General features: G+C 45.8%; 9 protein-coding genes. 4 read left to right on the forward strand and 5 right to left on the reverse strand.

Annotation, left to right across the window (positions count from 1 at the left end):
• Positions 1–57 precede the first annotated feature (57 nt).
• The gene (locus tag RH86_RS16635) at positions 58–2,367 is read right to left on the reverse strand and encodes a toxin-antitoxin system YwqK family antitoxin (protein WP_009387401.1); all 2,310 of its coding nucleotides are present in this window, start codon (positions 2,365–2,367) and stop codon (positions 58–60) included.
• A 353-nt stretch (positions 2,368–2,720) separates the two neighbouring features.
• On the opposite strand from RH86_RS16635, the gene RH86_RS16640 reads away from it, so the two are divergent.
• The gene (locus RH86_RS16640) at positions 2,721–3,473 is read left to right on the forward strand and encodes a 5'-methylthioadenosine/adenosylhomocysteine nucleosidase (RefSeq protein ID WP_009387403.1); all 753 of its coding nucleotides are present in this window, start codon (positions 2,721–2,723) and stop codon (positions 3,471–3,473) included.
• 63 nt (positions 3,474–3,536) lie between these two features.
• On the opposite strand, the gene RH86_RS16645 is transcribed toward RH86_RS16640, so the two are convergent.
• From RH86_RS16645 to RH86_RS16660, 4 genes are all read right to left on the reverse strand, one after another.
• Complete coding sequence (locus tag RH86_RS16645; protein WP_009387405.1) at positions 3,537–5,294, reverse strand: hypothetical protein; 1,758 nt, start codon at positions 5,292–5,294, stop codon at positions 3,537–3,539.
• 227 nt (positions 5,295–5,521) lie between these two features.
• A complete protein-coding gene (gene fdhF, locus RH86_RS16650; RefSeq protein WP_009387406.1) occupies positions 5,522–9,853 on the reverse strand; it encodes a formate dehydrogenase subunit alpha in 4,332 nt (1,443 codons plus the stop codon).
• Between the two features lie 295 nt (positions 9,854–10,148).
• Complete coding sequence (locus tag RH86_RS16655) at positions 10,149–10,757, reverse strand: GNAT family N-acetyltransferase (protein WP_009387408.1); 609 nt, start codon at positions 10,755–10,757, stop codon at positions 10,149–10,151.
• Between the two features lie 94 nt (positions 10,758–10,851).
• Entirely contained in the window at positions 10,852–11,697 is an 846-nt protein-coding gene (locus tag RH86_RS16660) for a helix-turn-helix domain-containing protein (RefSeq protein WP_009387410.1), read from the reverse strand.
• A 227-nt stretch (positions 11,698–11,924) separates the two neighbouring features.
• Here RH86_RS16660 and RH86_RS16665 point away from each other — a divergent pair, with 227 nt between their 5' ends.
• The 3 genes from RH86_RS16665 to RH86_RS16675 all read left to right on the forward strand — a co-directional run bounded on the left by RH86_RS16665 (position 11,925) and on the right by RH86_RS16675 (position 15,108).
• Entirely contained in the window at positions 11,925–12,269 is a 345-nt protein-coding gene (locus RH86_RS16665; RefSeq protein ID WP_009387412.1) for a hypothetical protein, read from the forward strand.
• A gap of 176 nt (positions 12,270–12,445) precedes the next feature.
• A complete protein-coding gene (locus tag RH86_RS16670; RefSeq protein ID WP_009387413.1) occupies positions 12,446–14,053 on the forward strand; it encodes an amidase in 1,608 nt (535 codons plus the stop codon).
• 56 nt (positions 14,054–14,109) lie between these two features.
• On the forward strand, positions 14,110–15,108 hold the full coding sequence (locus RH86_RS16675) for a DUF2860 domain-containing protein (RefSeq protein WP_038219843.1): 999 nt from the start codon (positions 14,110–14,112) through the stop codon (positions 15,106–15,108).
• The last annotated feature ends 148 nt before the right edge of the window (positions 15,109–15,256 follow it).

Here is a 15,256-nt window from a genome sequence, read left to right on the forward strand (position 1 = left end):
CTCGATGAGAGCTCTTTTTTATTCGTTGATTACCGGCGCAACCACCACAAAAATCGTTTAGTGGTGCTCGGTTTTGATTAGCTTGCCGAATTGATCGTAATAAACCCAATCTCCAGATTGCAGGTTACTGATGTAGCTGCCTTCACTGCGTTTTTCACCATTCGGCCAATAGTTGAGCCAAAGTCCTTCTTTACGTTCACGTAGATAACTGCCTTTTTCTGCCAGTTTTCCGTTGGTATGAAAGTAGCTCGCTTCGCCTTCTTTTTGTCCTTTTAACCATTGCTCTTGGTATTCTTGTTTACCCGTTTGGTAATACTGAGTGAGCAGGCCGTTTAGTTTGCCTTTCTCAAATTGAGCGTGCTGTTTGAGTTGACCATTAGCGTAATACTCACGATGTTCACCATGTTGCTGGCCGGCTAATAATTCACTACTAAATGATTGCATGCCGTCTTCAAACCAACCTTGCCACAGGCCAGTTTGTACATTTTTAATCATTTCACCTTGGCGCTTTAATTGGCCATTGGTGACATAGTATTCCGCGTAAGGTCCGGTTTGAACGCCTTTTACGTAACTTTCACTGCGATAACGGATCTGTTTAAAGTCAAAATACTCACGTTTTCCGTGTAGCTTATTGTTGGCATATTCACTGGTACGGAGAATATTGCCTTCCGCGATAGTGCCAAAGGTAGGATCGCTTTCTTGGTAGCGATAGCCTGTCCAGACGCCGGTTTTCATATTGTCCTGATAGAGACCGGTCACGCGGCGGCGGCCGTTATAATACTCGGCGTATTCCCCATTTAACTTGCCGTCTAGGTAGGTTTGTTTACGAGTTACTAGCCCTTGATTGTACGCCAGCCATTCGCCAGTTTTTTTGCCTTCAATGTATTCACCAGTTTCACTCGGGTCTCCGTTGCCAAACCAGCGAGCATAATGACCATGAAATTTCGCTCGATAGGTGTTCTCATCGACCGTTGAAGCATAGTGAATCACTTCACGTGGCAAGCCTGTTTCATAGAAAGATTCATATTTACCTATCCAAACACTATTGAGACGCGTACCGCGCTCTTTCAGCGTACCGTCGGCAAAATAGCTTTCAGAGCGACCAGTCTGTTTACCGTGTTCGTAATGATCAATGCTGCGCAGTTTATCGGTCGCATAGTAGCGAGTTTGCTTACCGTGGCGTTCACCTGCGAGCCAGTTTTCCTCACTCTCCATTTCTCCTTGGCGATAGCGAGTGAATAAACCATCTTTAACACCTTGCTTGAAATTGCCTTTTTCCACCAATCGGCCTTCAGAGTCATACTGCTCTTGAATGCCGTGGAGTGGATATTGACCGTTATCGGCCAGTATGGTGGTGTGGTAATTGGTCAGTTGTTTTAGCTTACCGTCGTCAAAATAGCTCTTTTGTTCCCCGGCCAGTGTGCCCAGTTTGAAATTGCTCTCAGCGATAACCACCTGATCCGCATTATAGATAACTTGTAGACCATCAAGCTGTCCATCTTGGTAGTGCTCTTTTTCATAGAGGTGACCGTTTTCGTGATAGCGCAGGGATTCGCCATCCAGGTGGTTGTTCTTATAGGTTGCCTGCTGAGCAAGTTGTCCACTAGGAAAGTAGGAGAGGGCTTTGCCGTTGTGTATGCCAGCTTCAAAATGAATTTCACTATTCGGAGTGCCGTCATCATAGAAGCTTCGCCAAGCCCCTTGTCGTTCGCCTTGGGTATTGTATTCGCCTTCAACGATAATTTTCCCGGCGCTATTTTGCTCAAGGTAACGGCCTGAAAGATGGTTATTGGCGTACTCTTGACGTAAGGCGACCGTCCCGTTTTCATGGTAGGTTTCCCACACGCCGTGGCGAAGATTATCCAAATAGGTTTCTAGTGCTTGTCGTTTTCCACTGGCAAAAAAACGTTCTACTTGTACTTTTTGCCCCTCTTTATAGAGGGTTGTTTGATCGACATTACCTTGAAGATTGTATTGCTCCCAAACGCCATCGGGCACCCCTTGACGGTAGTGCTGCTTTTCACTTAGGTTGCCACTGCTATCAAACAACTGCCATTGACCATCTTGATAACCTTGCACATATTGCCCATCCAGCAGTTTTTGGTTATTAGGTAGAAATACCTGCCAGCGACCATTGGGAACACCTTGGGAAAATTGGCCTACGGTGTAGCCTTGGTTATCTCGGACAATCGTGACGTCGCCGTTTAATGTCATTCCATTGGCGATACTGTAGTAGAAGCTAATTCCATCTTGTTGACGGATTTCTATCATCAAAGATGAGATATTTTGTGAGGCCTGTGCGCTAACGCTGGTTAAAGAGGCGCTGGTCAGCGCGGCAGTCGTTATGACTGCTTGATAAAAATGCATGCAGATCCTTGGATGCGATGTAGGCAATAACTGGTGGCGATGAGCTCTCGCAAGTGATTGTTCATTAACGATTCGTTAATAGCCATCTATTTTGTAGGTGTAACTTATTTGAAGGCTTATTTAGCGGATATCGACATTGCTTTCCAGTATTGCTTGTAGGGTTTGAGACTTTGATCATCTATCCGTCCATAATCCTGAATTGATGACCGTCATTAAACGTGGCGAGCGATATGTCACTGATTCTTACTCAGTGAGATTGGTTATTTGCGCAAACGATTGCCTTTGCCGTTTACCAAGGTATACTCCGCGCCACATCACAGTTTGGTGATGCGTATTATATGTTCAGGATCAGTATGTTTAAGAAATCATTGGCCGCAATGCTTGCTGTTTGCGCATTGCCTTCGGCGGCATCAACCATTGGTATTGTTGGCGCTATGGATGTTGAAGTAGAAGCGCTACTACCAAAAATTGAAAATCAACAAGTAAAACAGATTGGTAGCCATACTTTTTATACCGGAGAAATCGAAGGTAAAGAGGTCATTGTGACTAAATCTGGGGTTGGCAAAGTCAATGCGGCGATGACCACCACCTTGCTCATTCAATCGTTTGGTGTCGAGCAACTGATTTTTACCGGCATTGCGGGTGCAAGCGAGCCAAAACTTGATCCGCTTGATGTCGTGATCTCAACCAGCCTTGTACAGCACGATGTCGACTTAACCATGTTTGGCAAGCCTAAAGGTGAGTTGCCAGATTATGAAGACCGTCTGTTCTACGCGGATAAAAACCTACAAAAATATGCGTTTGATGCAGCGGTAGACGAGTTAGGTAAAGAGAGTGTCTATCAAGGTATTATTGCTTCGGGTGACCAGTTCATTGCTAACAAAGAGATTGTGACAGGGATTTACAAAGAATTTAATGCCATGGCAGTAGAGATGGAAGGTGCTGCGTTGGGGCAGGTAGCGGATGCGTTTAACGTTCCTTACGTGGTTATTCGTACTATCTCCGATAAAGCGGATGGCTCAGCCGAAGTGGTTTACAGCGATTTGAAAAAAGCGACGGCCGATAACTCAGCCAAGATTACATTGAATATGCTCAAACGCATGTAATTGAACTTCAAATGAATGCACTGATTGAGTGCATTCATTTGTCGCGTTCGTTAGGCCTACAGATTACTTGTTTATCGGTTGGATGATAGGCAAGTCTGTAGGTAAGTTTTTGATAAAATTATGATATTTGAACTTGTGTCTTAGGCTCTGTCCATATAACTGTTCAATCAACGGTAGTGTGTGTTGGGTATGGAAGCGGCCAAACTGAGCAACATCAATGATGTTTAAATATCGGTTCACTAATGGTAAATAGCGGATGTTATGCGCCGCTAAACTCAAAACCATATCAGATAGTGCGGCTTTATTTTCACCACTGATTAATTTGGATGCGTACGGATAAGCGCAGAAATTCTCAATTATTTGCTCCATCATGTTAGCCGCACCTGAGAGTTTTATCGCCATAGCGCAAAAATCAGCTTCTGAGCGCTGGCTACCATCTTGATCTTCAATCAGCCACTCAAGACGAATACCTTTGACGTGATCTTCTAAGCAAGCGGTTCGTTGTCGCATTTCTTGGAGGCCCTCTAACACGCACTCGGGCAAGGCGAGATAGTCAATTTCAATGACGTTAATACCATCACGGGTATAGGACATTCTGAATGCATCATTCATCTCTACTTCAGCTTGTTTCGCTTTTTGATAGGTGACAGTTTGTTGTGCCAGCTCGTTATCGCTAGGTTTAACTTCAGCAATATCAACAATCTTGATATCACAGTTGATGACTGCCAATTGATGATGGTTTAACACCTGTAAGTGATAATCATATTGGTTAAACGCCACTTGATTGAGAGGGTTTGGTTGTCCAGATTCCTCACTTTCTTGCGTCGGCATGACTAGGGGAGACATAGCGGTCAACTGATAATCTTGTTGGCGATGACTAAAATAAAGCTTACGTAAAGTGCCATCAGCCCAGCACAACCAGCACGCATCCTCTTGATCACTAAAGCGAATACCTTTCAGCGTTTCCACCCATTCTTCAAGAGCATCCTCTACGTCATCATCATCGAGCTCCTCGTCAGCATAATAATCTTGGAGAGTTTGACGTACTTCATCATCCAGTATCTGCTCAGTGTCATTGCCAAACCAACGAACAGTTTTAATCCACAGTGTATTAAAACTGTTTAAATCGACCAGTTGCAACTGAAAACCCAGTTGGAGATCCCCTTTATTTTCTTGGTATGGCAGTGTGTCGAAGAAAGGAAGCAGGGCAATATCGCGCTTAGGACAGAGCGCAAGCATATTGCGAGTTTGATACATTCCCGCCGCAGGGAGGGAGTCGAGGAGGTGATGGTTAGCCTCGCCAGTGACAGGGTTAATAACCCAAAATCCTTGGGTTCTTTTGTGTAGTTTGCCGCAGCATTTTTGATAGAACAAAAAGCTGCCATCACGACGGCGATGCAGTTGCTGTATATCAAGATATTCTGGCAATTGAACTTGCGCAATAAGTTGCCAATTTTTTAGGTTCCAACCATACAATCGGTCGCCCTGCTCATCGTCTATTTTTGCTGTAGCGGCATACCAGAACTCTTGTTTCGTTTTATCTAGCCAGCCTTTGCCGCCGTGAATACCCATTACAGGTAAAGTGGTCACTAGAGTCAAATCACCCTGAATAGAACCTTTATGAATCCGTCCAGTTGTCGTTGCGACGACAAACTCATCATCGTTATAAAATTCGGCTAGGCTGATATTGCTTTCACGCTGTAATTCACCCAGATCACGTTGCCAATGCAACTCATTACGTCCGTTTGACAAAGGAGAAAGCAGTTGTAGTTCAAGGCGATGTGGTTCACTTGAGATATTCAGTATATAAGGCGTTGTCATCAATCATTCCATGCTATCGGTAGCAAATAATTTTAACCACTGAAATAGACATGAGTATTTCATTGAATGCAGTGGTGGTTGGGTTTTTGTTGTTATGAATGGATTATATCAACCAGAAGGACTAATTGGATTGTCCAAGGCGATGTTTTATAAAGAAAAGGGCGAGAATTACGTTAATATTCTCGCCCTTTGTTGGTGACTAAAGGTATTGGATATTTTGGGGCCTGTTAAACCATCTCAGTCTGTAACGTTTCTACGCGCACCGCGGCCACTTTGAACTCCGGTATTTTCGCATGCGGATCGGTCGCGGTAGAGGTTAAGCGGTTGACCGGCGATTCAACAAAGTGGAACGGGATAAACACCAATCCTTTTTGGATTCGCTTGGTAACAAAGGCGTCAATTTCAATGCTGCCACGTCGTGTCGAGACTTTGAGGCGCTGGCCATTACTAATGCCCAGTGCTTCGGCATCTTCCACGCTGATCATCGCTTTTGGCCCGGCAAGATTGTCTAACCCCTTGGTTTTGCGGGTCATGGTTCCCGTGTGGAACTGCTCCAATACGCGCCCGGTGGTGAGCACTAATGGGTACTCATTATCAGGAAGCTCTGCCGCATAGCGGAACGGAATCCCCACCATTTGCCCTTTACCACGGGTAAATTGGGTTTGGTGCATAATGCGCGTGCCATGTGGATTGTTCTTGTTACTTGGCCATTGTACGCCGTTTGGTGGGATGTTTTCCCATTGCAAACCGACGTATTGCGGCGTCACTCGAGCGATCTCACTGGTGATGTTGGCGACATTTTGATAGTGCCAGTCGCTACCCATGGCATTGGCAATTTGTTGAATGATCCACCAATCTTCTTTTGCTTCACCCGGCGCATTAACCGCTTTGTTAACGCGCTGAACACGACGTTCGGTATTGGTGAAGTGACCAGACTTCTCGGCAAATGAGCAAGATGGTAGCACTACATCAGCATATTGAGCGGTTTCAGTGAGGAAGATATCTTGCACCACTAAGAAATCCAATGCCTCCAAGCCCTCAATAACGTGCGCTTGGTTAGGATCGCTCAGTACGGGGTTTTCACCCATGATGTACAAACCACGCACATCACGATGGCAAGCAGCGTCGATAATTTCAGTTAACGTCAAGCCGTGTTCATCAGGCAAGTTTGGTGCATTCCATTCAATGGCAAACTTCTGACGTACCATTGGGTTATACACCTTTTGATAGCCAGGGTAGCAGTTTGGCAATGCGCCCATGTCACACGCGCCTTGCACGTTCGATTGGCCGCGTAGTGGGTTAATACCACCACCTTCAATACCAATGTTGCCACACAGCAATTGCAGGTTGGCGATTGAGCGTACGTTGTCGTGCCCAGTGGTGTGCTGAGTAATGCCCATGGAGTAGTAGACCGCAGTTCGTTCTGCTGTACCAATCATACGCGCCATGGCAAAGATGTCTTGAGCTTTAACACCGGTAACCAGTTCGACTTTATCCAAGTTATAGGCCGGTGACATGACTTCTTGCAGTAAGGTATCAAAGCCATCGACGCGCTCTTCGATGTATTCTTGATCGTACCAACCATTTTTGATGATTTGTTGCATCACGCCGTTAAGGAGCATCACATCCGTACCAGGGCGATGTGCTAAATAGAGCTCAGCGTGATCGGCCATATCAACCCGTTTTGGGTCGGCGACCACTAAACGTGCACCGTGATGACGAATCGCCTGTTTAATGTGTGAAGCGATGATTGGGTGGGCTGATGTGGTGTCAGAGCCAATAATAAAGATCACATCCGAGTGTTGGATACTTGGGATGTCATTGGTCATTGCTCCGCTGCCGAGTGAGGCTTCTAAGCCTGTCACACTTGATGCGTGGCATAAACGTGCGCAGTGATCGACGTTGTTAGTGCCGAGCTCACGACGAAGAAACTTCTGGAATGCGTAGTTATCTTCGTTGGTGGTTTTTGCCGAAGAGAAGCCCGCAAGTGCATTGCTACCAAAGTCTTGTTTAATACCGCTTAACTTGTTGGCGACCAATTGAATCGCTTCTTCCCAGCTGGCGGGTTGGAGCCAACCATCTTTACGAATTAATGGGGTGGTTAAGCGCTCTTCGCTGCTAATAAAGTCAAAACCGAAACGACCTTTCACGCACAGCATGCCTTGGTTAACCGGGGAGTCTCCCCCTTTGACGTAGCGAATGCGGTTACTGGCTTCATCGACCATCATGGTCAGTTTGCAACCCACACCACAGTAGGTACAGATAGTATCTATTGCTTTTAGGTGCTCATCACGACCTTGTGAGCGATCGCGGCCATCAACCATTGCGCCGGTTGGACATGCCTGCACACATGCGCCGCATTGCACGCAGTTTGAATCTCCCATCAGGGTTAAACTGTCGCAGCTCGTATTGGCTGGCGAGCCATGGTTAACGCCCTGCGCATCTTTGTTGTTGATGGCAAAACGTGGGCGATCATCTGGCCTCAAGGCTGGACGACCGTTTTTGTCGCACATAAAGCTTAATACGCCATGTACCGCTGTTTCACGACAAGCTTGAATACACTGGCCGCAGCTAATGCATCGGTTAGCATCAAACTCAATGAATTCAGAGCTACGGTCCACGCTGTATTTGTGGCGAGGATCTTTGGATCGTAGGTCGAGCCAATCTTGGTGATCCATGACACTCGTCGCTTTGAGTGCAATAGAAGATCCGGCAAGTGAATGGTCAAAGTTTTGCTCAGCATGGTACTCGGTAGAATAGTCTCGCAGCGCGCAATCGGTGTTTGCTTGGCAGCCACACTCTAAGCAGCGTGCGGCTTCACGCATTGCTTCTTCGTTATCAAAGCCCAATTCCACTTCGGCAAAGCTTTGTTCACGCTGTGCTGGCGTCAGCTCTGGCATGATTGAGCGTGAAACCTTTAAGATATTTTCAAAATGCAGTGGATCGACTTGAGCCAGTTTCTTTTCTTTGCGCGAATTAAATGCTGGTGTTGGCATGTCAGCCATATCGCCATTGAGAAATAGGTCGATGGCTTTGGCTGCTACTCGGCCATCGCCGACCGCTTCAACGGCGGTGGCAGGGCCACGACGGAAATCACCAATACTAAAAATGTTGCCCGTGCCAGTATGCATGGTCAGATCATCGGCGTCAGCCGTATTCCAGCGAGTCAGTGGGATGGTTAGCGAGTCATTGTCTAAAAAGCTCAAATCGGGCTTTTGCGAAACCGCGGCAATGACAGTATCAAACGCTTCGGTAAAAAATTCACCAGTGGCTTTTGGGCTGCGACGACCAGAGGCATCGGCTTCGCCCAGCGCCATGCGTTCAAGGCGAATCGCACTAACGCGACCATTGTCATCAGCAATGTTTTCGGCTGGATTAGTTAAGAAATGGAATTTTACACCTTCGTGTTCCGCTTCAACGATTTCGTAATCTTCCGCGGGCATCTCATCGCGAGTACGACGATAAATCAAGGTGGTATCTGCACCAGCACGTCGTGCAGTTCGTGCACAGTCAATCGCGGTATTGCCGCCGCCAATCACCGCAACTTTTTGTCCAGTGACGTAGTGCTGATCAGTAACATAATCTTTGAGGTAGTCGACACCTAAATAGCAGCCATCGAAATCACTGCCAGTGTAATTCATTTCAACCGCTTGCGAAGCGCCGACCGCCAAACAGACGGCGTCGTAGTCTTGACTTAATTGCGACAGGGTAAAATCTTGACCAAGTTTCTGATTAGTCTCAATTTGCATACCGTTACGACACATCAACTCGATCTCTTTGTCGAGAATGTCTTTTGGCAAGCGATATTCAGGAATACCGTAACGTAGCCAGCCACCCGCTTTAGGCATCGATTCAAATACGGTGACCTTATAGCCTTCGTTCGAGAGGTAATAGCCGGCGGTTAATCCACCCGGACCGCCACCCACAATCGCGATATTTTGTTGTTTGTCTTCTTTCTTTACGGGCGTGTAGGCTTCGTGTGCGGCTAAATCTGCATCGGCGGCGTGACGCTTAAGTTGACGAATTGCAATCGGCTCATCGACCAAAGCGCGACGACATTCGCTTTCACAGAATGCAGGGCAAACACGACCGATGGAGAGCGGCATCGGTAAGGTGCGTTTAATCACCTCGATCGCTTTTTGATGGTCGTTTTGCGCGATATGGTAAAGGTAAGATTGGATGTCGACGCCTGCAGGGCAGGCGGTTTTACACGGCGCTTCACAATCAGCATAGTGATCGGTCATGATGCGGTTGAGCGCTTGTTTGCGGTGAGCACTTAATTGCTCTGATTGGGTGACAACATTGAGGCCATGATAAACTTCAAGTTCACACGCGCGCTTTAGCTCAGTTGGTTGTAAGCGGTTGTTTGCTTGCTCAGATGATGGTTGGTCGTTGTTGTTTGTTATTTCCACCACACACAAGTCACAGGGCACTTTTTCATTGCTTTTGTTCATGCCGCATAATGAAGGGATATCAACACCACACACTTTGGCCACTTCTAATAGGGTGCGGCCCTTTTCTACAATTCGATATTTTCCATCAATAACGATTTCTATCATGCAACCCTCGGAGTCGTACAAGCTAAGCCAAAACGGCTTATGTAATCCGTACATTCTATAAGGATAATTGGGGGTAAAACAAATCCGACCTAGCAGAAAATCATTTTAATAAGTAATTTTTACCTGCAAAATAAGCGATATGTTCTAAAGTTAGGTATTAAATGTTGATGCTAAGTTCATAATTTACCTAAATAAGTTTGCGAGTGACTACACGCAATAGGGGGGAGGGCCAAAGAAAAAAGCCGCCAATACAAAAGTATTAACGGCTGAGAATTTTGCGCAAGTGTGGTTCAGTTTAGTGGTTTAGCCGTGCAGAGAACTGTTTTAGGGTCATGCCGTAGTACACTTTGTCGTCAAAGCCTTGCTCTGTCTTAAAGTAATCAAGCTGACGACCTTCGAGCACAAAACCGCATTTTTCCATTGTTTTATAAGAACCAGTGTTTGATGCGTAACAATCTGCGCTGATTTTGTGCGCTTTTAATTCTGTAAAGCCAATCTCAGTCATCATTTGGCAAGCCCGAGTGGCAATGCCTTGTCCCCAAGCATGAGCCGGTAATTGGTAGCCAACCTCATAGTTACCTTGTAGGAACATCACAGGTGTTACGGCGGTCATACCCATATATCGGCCGTGCTGATCGCGAATAATGAACGTCGGTGTTTCCGGCCAAATACCGTCTTTGATCGCTTGGGCGGTGTTTTCAATGATTGGGCCAAAGAATCCTTCGTATAAGCAGTTGTCTGCTGGGGCAAAGAACAGGTATTGGTTGACCTTGTCATCGTTAAGCATTTCGATGATCTCGGCTAAGTCAGCTGCCTGGATTAGTGCAATGGTTAAGGTGTCGGTAAAAGGAATTGCGCCACCTTGTTTAAGTATTGAGTATTGATTTTGTTTTGAATTAGACATGGTTTTCCTCGTTATCTGTAGCGCATCTTAGCCCACGTTAAGCGAGAGGAATTGGATATTTGCGACAAGTTTATCTTTTGGATGTTTGAAATATCTATTCAAAATCTCCGTAGATGTCGATGGTGAGATCCCGTTGTTTCAGATACTTCGATGGCGTCTGTTTGAGTTGCTGTTTGAGCGTGCGAATTAAATGTGATTGGTCACTAAAACCGAATTGCAGGGAAAATTGGCTCCAATCAACATCATGTTCTTGTTGATACAACGCGAGGATCATCTGCTCTAAGCGCATCATTTGCAGATATTGCTTAACACTCAAGCCTAGCACTTGTTTAAAACTGCGTTCTAACGTGCGACGTGAGCATGCCGCGGCACTGGCGAGGTTCTCGATTCCCATCAACGCAGGCGTAGCGTTCGGATTCTTTATTGATGCTTCAAATGCCGCAGTGGCACGTTGTGCAATAACAAAGGCATTATTGCTGCTTGGTTGCAGTTGGATCTTATCAAGGTGTTGGTGAATATAGGCTAACAATTTCATTTTGCTGGTGCTGTGCTGCCATAGCTCTTGTTGAAACTGTTCATCAAAGAGTAAGTTTAACCAATCAAACCACGCGCATTGATTGATATTGGACACTGAGCCTGAGTTGAGCACATACAAGCTTTCAGGGCGAAAGGTAATGCCGATGCGTTTTAGCGGTGCATTGTCATCAAGTAGCAATAAGCTTTCATTGGCGGTTAATAGGTGACTACCGCACCCAAACAAGCATTGTTCACCGTTATCGTAGCTATAGCTTTGTTCAGCAGGTGTAAATAACAGATGCGCGCGGGCATTAGGAATAAGGTGAGGTTTGGGGCTAATGACTTCGTCTGTTTCGACCTCTAAATACCAGATTTGATGGATGAGCCATTCATATCCCGCTAGTGACTGTTTCCACGCGATCATTGGTTACCTTACATTGTCTAAATTACTTTAAGTCATGTTAGTGTAACTCACTTTATTGTTTGTCAAATAATGTCTCTGATATCACCCACAAAGAAACGGCGATAATTGCAGCAGCTGAATTAGAACCCTTATCTAGATCAACAGTTAGTCGAGCCGAGTTAACGACAGGGTACTAAAAAGGCGGTATGCTTTTTGGTAAATAAAATAAGTAATTGGCGAACAATACTATGAGAATTTCTGTTGATGGCGGCTCATTCAAAGTCGCAATTGAAACTGAGTTTGAAGGGCTAGTTGCAGAAGCGACAAATATCTTTCACACCACACGTGTGCAAGCGCAAACCAATGACCGTTCGATTCTGCGCTTTCTGCAAATCATCCTTGATCACAGTGAAGACGACGATGCAATTGGCTATGCGGTACTGGGCTTACTTGGTTGGTATAACGAAGTGATTAATCCCGTCACCGATAACGACATTGAACTAAATTTGCCGAAAATACTGCCTCACTTGCTTAACCCTGCGGGTGATATCACCGCCAATAGTGCCAACGATGTGAATACGTTTAAGCATTAATTCCGCACTATTCGTATTTGTAATTGCCATGGCTCACTTAAGCCTCTAATGCTTGTCATTAGAGGCTTTTTTGTTTTTGTATCACGCTAAACGGTGGCGTATTTGGTCAAGTTGGCGTAATTGGCTCATAAGCTGTCGCTATATGTCGAGTTGTAATACAAAGTTTTCCGTAATCTATGTTCATCGGTTGGATTTATCTAGAGCGAAAAACTATGAACAATGATCTAAAACGTCGTGATTTCTTTAAAGTGATGGGTAAGGGGGCAATATCAGCCGCTGCACTGACGATTCCTGCGTCACTTTCCGCTGCAACTCCATCCTCTAAGCAGGGGCTTCCTGCTGATTTTAGAACACCGGATATGCCGTTAGATGCGACAGCGATGGCTGAGCTGGTTAGGCACAAAAAAGCCACACCAAAAGAGTTGGTTCAAGAAGCGATCTACAAAATTAAACAAACCAACGGCGAGGTGAATGCAGTCGTCGCGGAATGTTATGACATTGCGTTGCAACGTGCTGAGACAATAAACCCAAACTCGCCGTTTGCTGGCGTGCCTTTTCTAGCCAAAGATTGCGTCGATGTTGAGGGACTAGAGAGTACGTTAGGCTCTATTTTGAACAAAGGCCGCAAACCAGAACATACCTCATGGTTTATTCAAGCCGCGCACAATGCTGGACTTAATACCATTGGCATGACCAATATTCCAGAAATGATGACATTAGGCTGTACGCAAAATCCGCTTTATGGCGCGACGCGTAACCCTTGGGATTTACGTAAAGGCGTTCACTCTTCAACGGGCGGTGGGGCGGCTGCAGTCGCCGCGGGTTATACGCCGATTATTCACTCTACCGATGGCGGTGGTTCATCAAGAATGCCAGCCTCCGCAACGGGAATTTTTGGTTATAAACCCAGCCGTGAGCAGTTGATTACCGGGCTGACTAATGGTTCAACGATGGAAGATTTTACGCATCAATCGTTTATGTCACGTACGGTGAGAGATACTGCCTTAGCGATTTCGGTCACGGAGAATCATTGTAAAGATGGTTTTGATACCGCATTCCCAAGAACACCAATAGGTATGATTCATACGCAGTTAAATCGCTCGATCCGTATTGGCGTCACGATGCGTGATATTTACGGACGATTACCTGATGAGCAGACTCAAGCGGCGATCAAATCCAGTGTGAAGCTACTCGAGCAACTGGGCCATGTTGTGATTGAAGTCGATCAGCCCGTGGCCGATGGAGAACAGTTTATGCTGAGCTACATGGGTGTGTTTGGTAATAAGATGGCACAGTTTGCCGCTCAGTTTGATGCTTTGGGCGCACCACTAGAGTCGATGCCTGACAAGGTCAGTGATAATGTCACTTATCTAGCTCGCACTATGCAAGCTCGTACACAAGTGAACCCTAATCTGTATACAGAATCTCAGGCTCAATGCCATGCTTTTGCTCTTAAGCATAACCATCAATTCTTCGATCAAATTGATGTTTGGTTAACTCCGTGTTCAAACCATATTCCCCAAGATATTAGCTATTTTGATCAGAAAGCACTGTCAGGAGAAGAGATTTGGAAACGCTCAGAAAAGTTGATGTCTTATACGCCGGTAGAAAATGTGGCCGGTAATCCTGCGATGTCGGTTCCGCTCTATTGGACGACCGATAACATGCCCGTTGGCAGCCATTTTTCTGCGGCTCGTGGTAATGACCGCTTGTTATTTGAATTGGCATATCAGCTTGAAGTCGCACGTCCATGGGCGAATAAAAGAGCCCCGATATTTGTTTAATAAATGACGTTCGCTACAGCAGAAGTTTCACTACCACGAATTAAGAGTTAATGATGATGAAAACCATTTATCCGGTCCTTTTTTGTTCTGTATTCACCGCTACACCAGCATTGGCCGCTTTAGCGCCAGAGCCGGGTTTTAGTGGCAACGTAACTGTACTCACTGCGATGACATCAAACACCAGTAATTTGCATGTTGATCAAGACAAAACGCAAAGCGTTGGCGACTTAAGCTCAAAAGGCAGTGGTGAGGCAAGCGTGACACCGGGCGTGCTGGGATCACTGCAATACACCTTTGGCGATGATCTCAATAAACAACTGTTTATCGGTACATCGAGAGACGATATCGTGACTGGCTCGCTAGCGTTTGAAATAGGTTATCGTCAGCAGTTTGCTAGTGGCATGGTGTTTGATATCTCAGCGCTACCCACCTTGATTTCGGGTGAGGTGTGGGATGACCCGTACGCCGTTGATGAAGCGCGCAATAAAACCGATTTAACCGGTAATGTTATCCGTATGCAGTTGTCGCAAATTGCAGGTTCAAACTTTAGTGTCGATATGGCGGCAGGCGAATCCGATGTGGATGAAGAAAGGTCGGGAACCAAAGGTTTAAACCTTACGCCGGATGAGCAAAAACACTTAACGCGAGAGCGAAACTATTTTTATCTAAAAACGGGTTACCGCTACTTCTTACCAGAACAGCAAGCAATACTGCAGCCATCACTTCATGTCACCAGTTCACGCCCAAAAGGCGAAGCGCTTTCGTTTGTTAGCTATGGTGGTGAGCTGAGCTATGCGCGTAAGATAGATAGGCACGGTTTTGTGTTGACGGCGAGCGCCGCTTTACGAGATTACGATGCACAAAATCCGGTTTTTAGTCAGACGCGTAAAGACAAAGATTATGGTTTATTCCTCGCTTACGAATATAACGATATTCTTGGCTACCAAGATTGGGCGCTGGTCTCTTTTGTTGGTGCAAAAACCACTCAGTCGAATATTGATTACTACACTTCAGAGCAGTACGTTGTCTCGGTTGGTTTAGATTACAAGTTCTAGTATTAGGTTGTGGACTTGTTGCTTGAGGAGTAGAGCACTCTTTATATAAGAACGATAAGAGCAAAGAGGTTGTCGATACGCCGTTTGCATCCTCATTCTAAACAATAAGCTTATAAGTAAGCCTTACTTGATTCGCTGCTCATTTGAT

The sequence above is a fragment of the Vibrio sp. N418 genome, assembly GCF_000222565.1.
In the GTDB taxonomy this organism is placed as follows: domain Bacteria; phylum Pseudomonadota; class Gammaproteobacteria; order Enterobacterales; family Vibrionaceae; genus Vibrio; species Vibrio scophthalmi.

Bases quoted from the DNA above. Each gene is read 5' to 3' on its own strand.
- RH86_RS16635 (WP_009387401.1), bottom strand. From the start codon at position 2,367: ATGCATTTTTATCAAGCAGTCATAACGACTGCCGCGCTGACCAGCGCC.
- RH86_RS16640 (WP_009387403.1), top strand. From the start codon at position 2,721: ATGTTTAAGAAATCATTGGCCGCAATGCTTGCTGTTTGCGCATTGCCT.
- RH86_RS16645 (WP_009387405.1), bottom strand. From the start codon at position 5,294: ATGACAACGCCTTATATACTGAATATCTCAAGTGAACCACATCGCCTT.
- fdhF (WP_009387406.1), bottom strand. From the start codon at position 9,853: ATGATAGAAATCGTTATTGATGGAAAATATCGAATTGTAGAAAAGGGC.
- RH86_RS16655 (WP_009387408.1), bottom strand. From the start codon at position 10,757: ATGTCTAATTCAAAACAAAATCAATACTCAATACTTAAACAAGGTGGC.
- RH86_RS16660 (WP_009387410.1), bottom strand. From the start codon at position 11,697: ATGATCGCGTGGAAACAGTCACTAGCGGGATATGAATGGCTCATCCAT.
- RH86_RS16665 (WP_009387412.1), top strand. From the start codon at position 11,925: ATGAGAATTTCTGTTGATGGCGGCTCATTCAAAGTCGCAATTGAAACT.
- RH86_RS16670 (WP_009387413.1), top strand. From the start codon at position 12,446: ATGTTCATCGGTTGGATTTATCTAGAGCGAAAAACTATGAACAATGAT.
- RH86_RS16675 (WP_038219843.1), top strand. From the start codon at position 14,110: ATGAAAACCATTTATCCGGTCCTTTTTTGTTCTGTATTCACCGCTACA.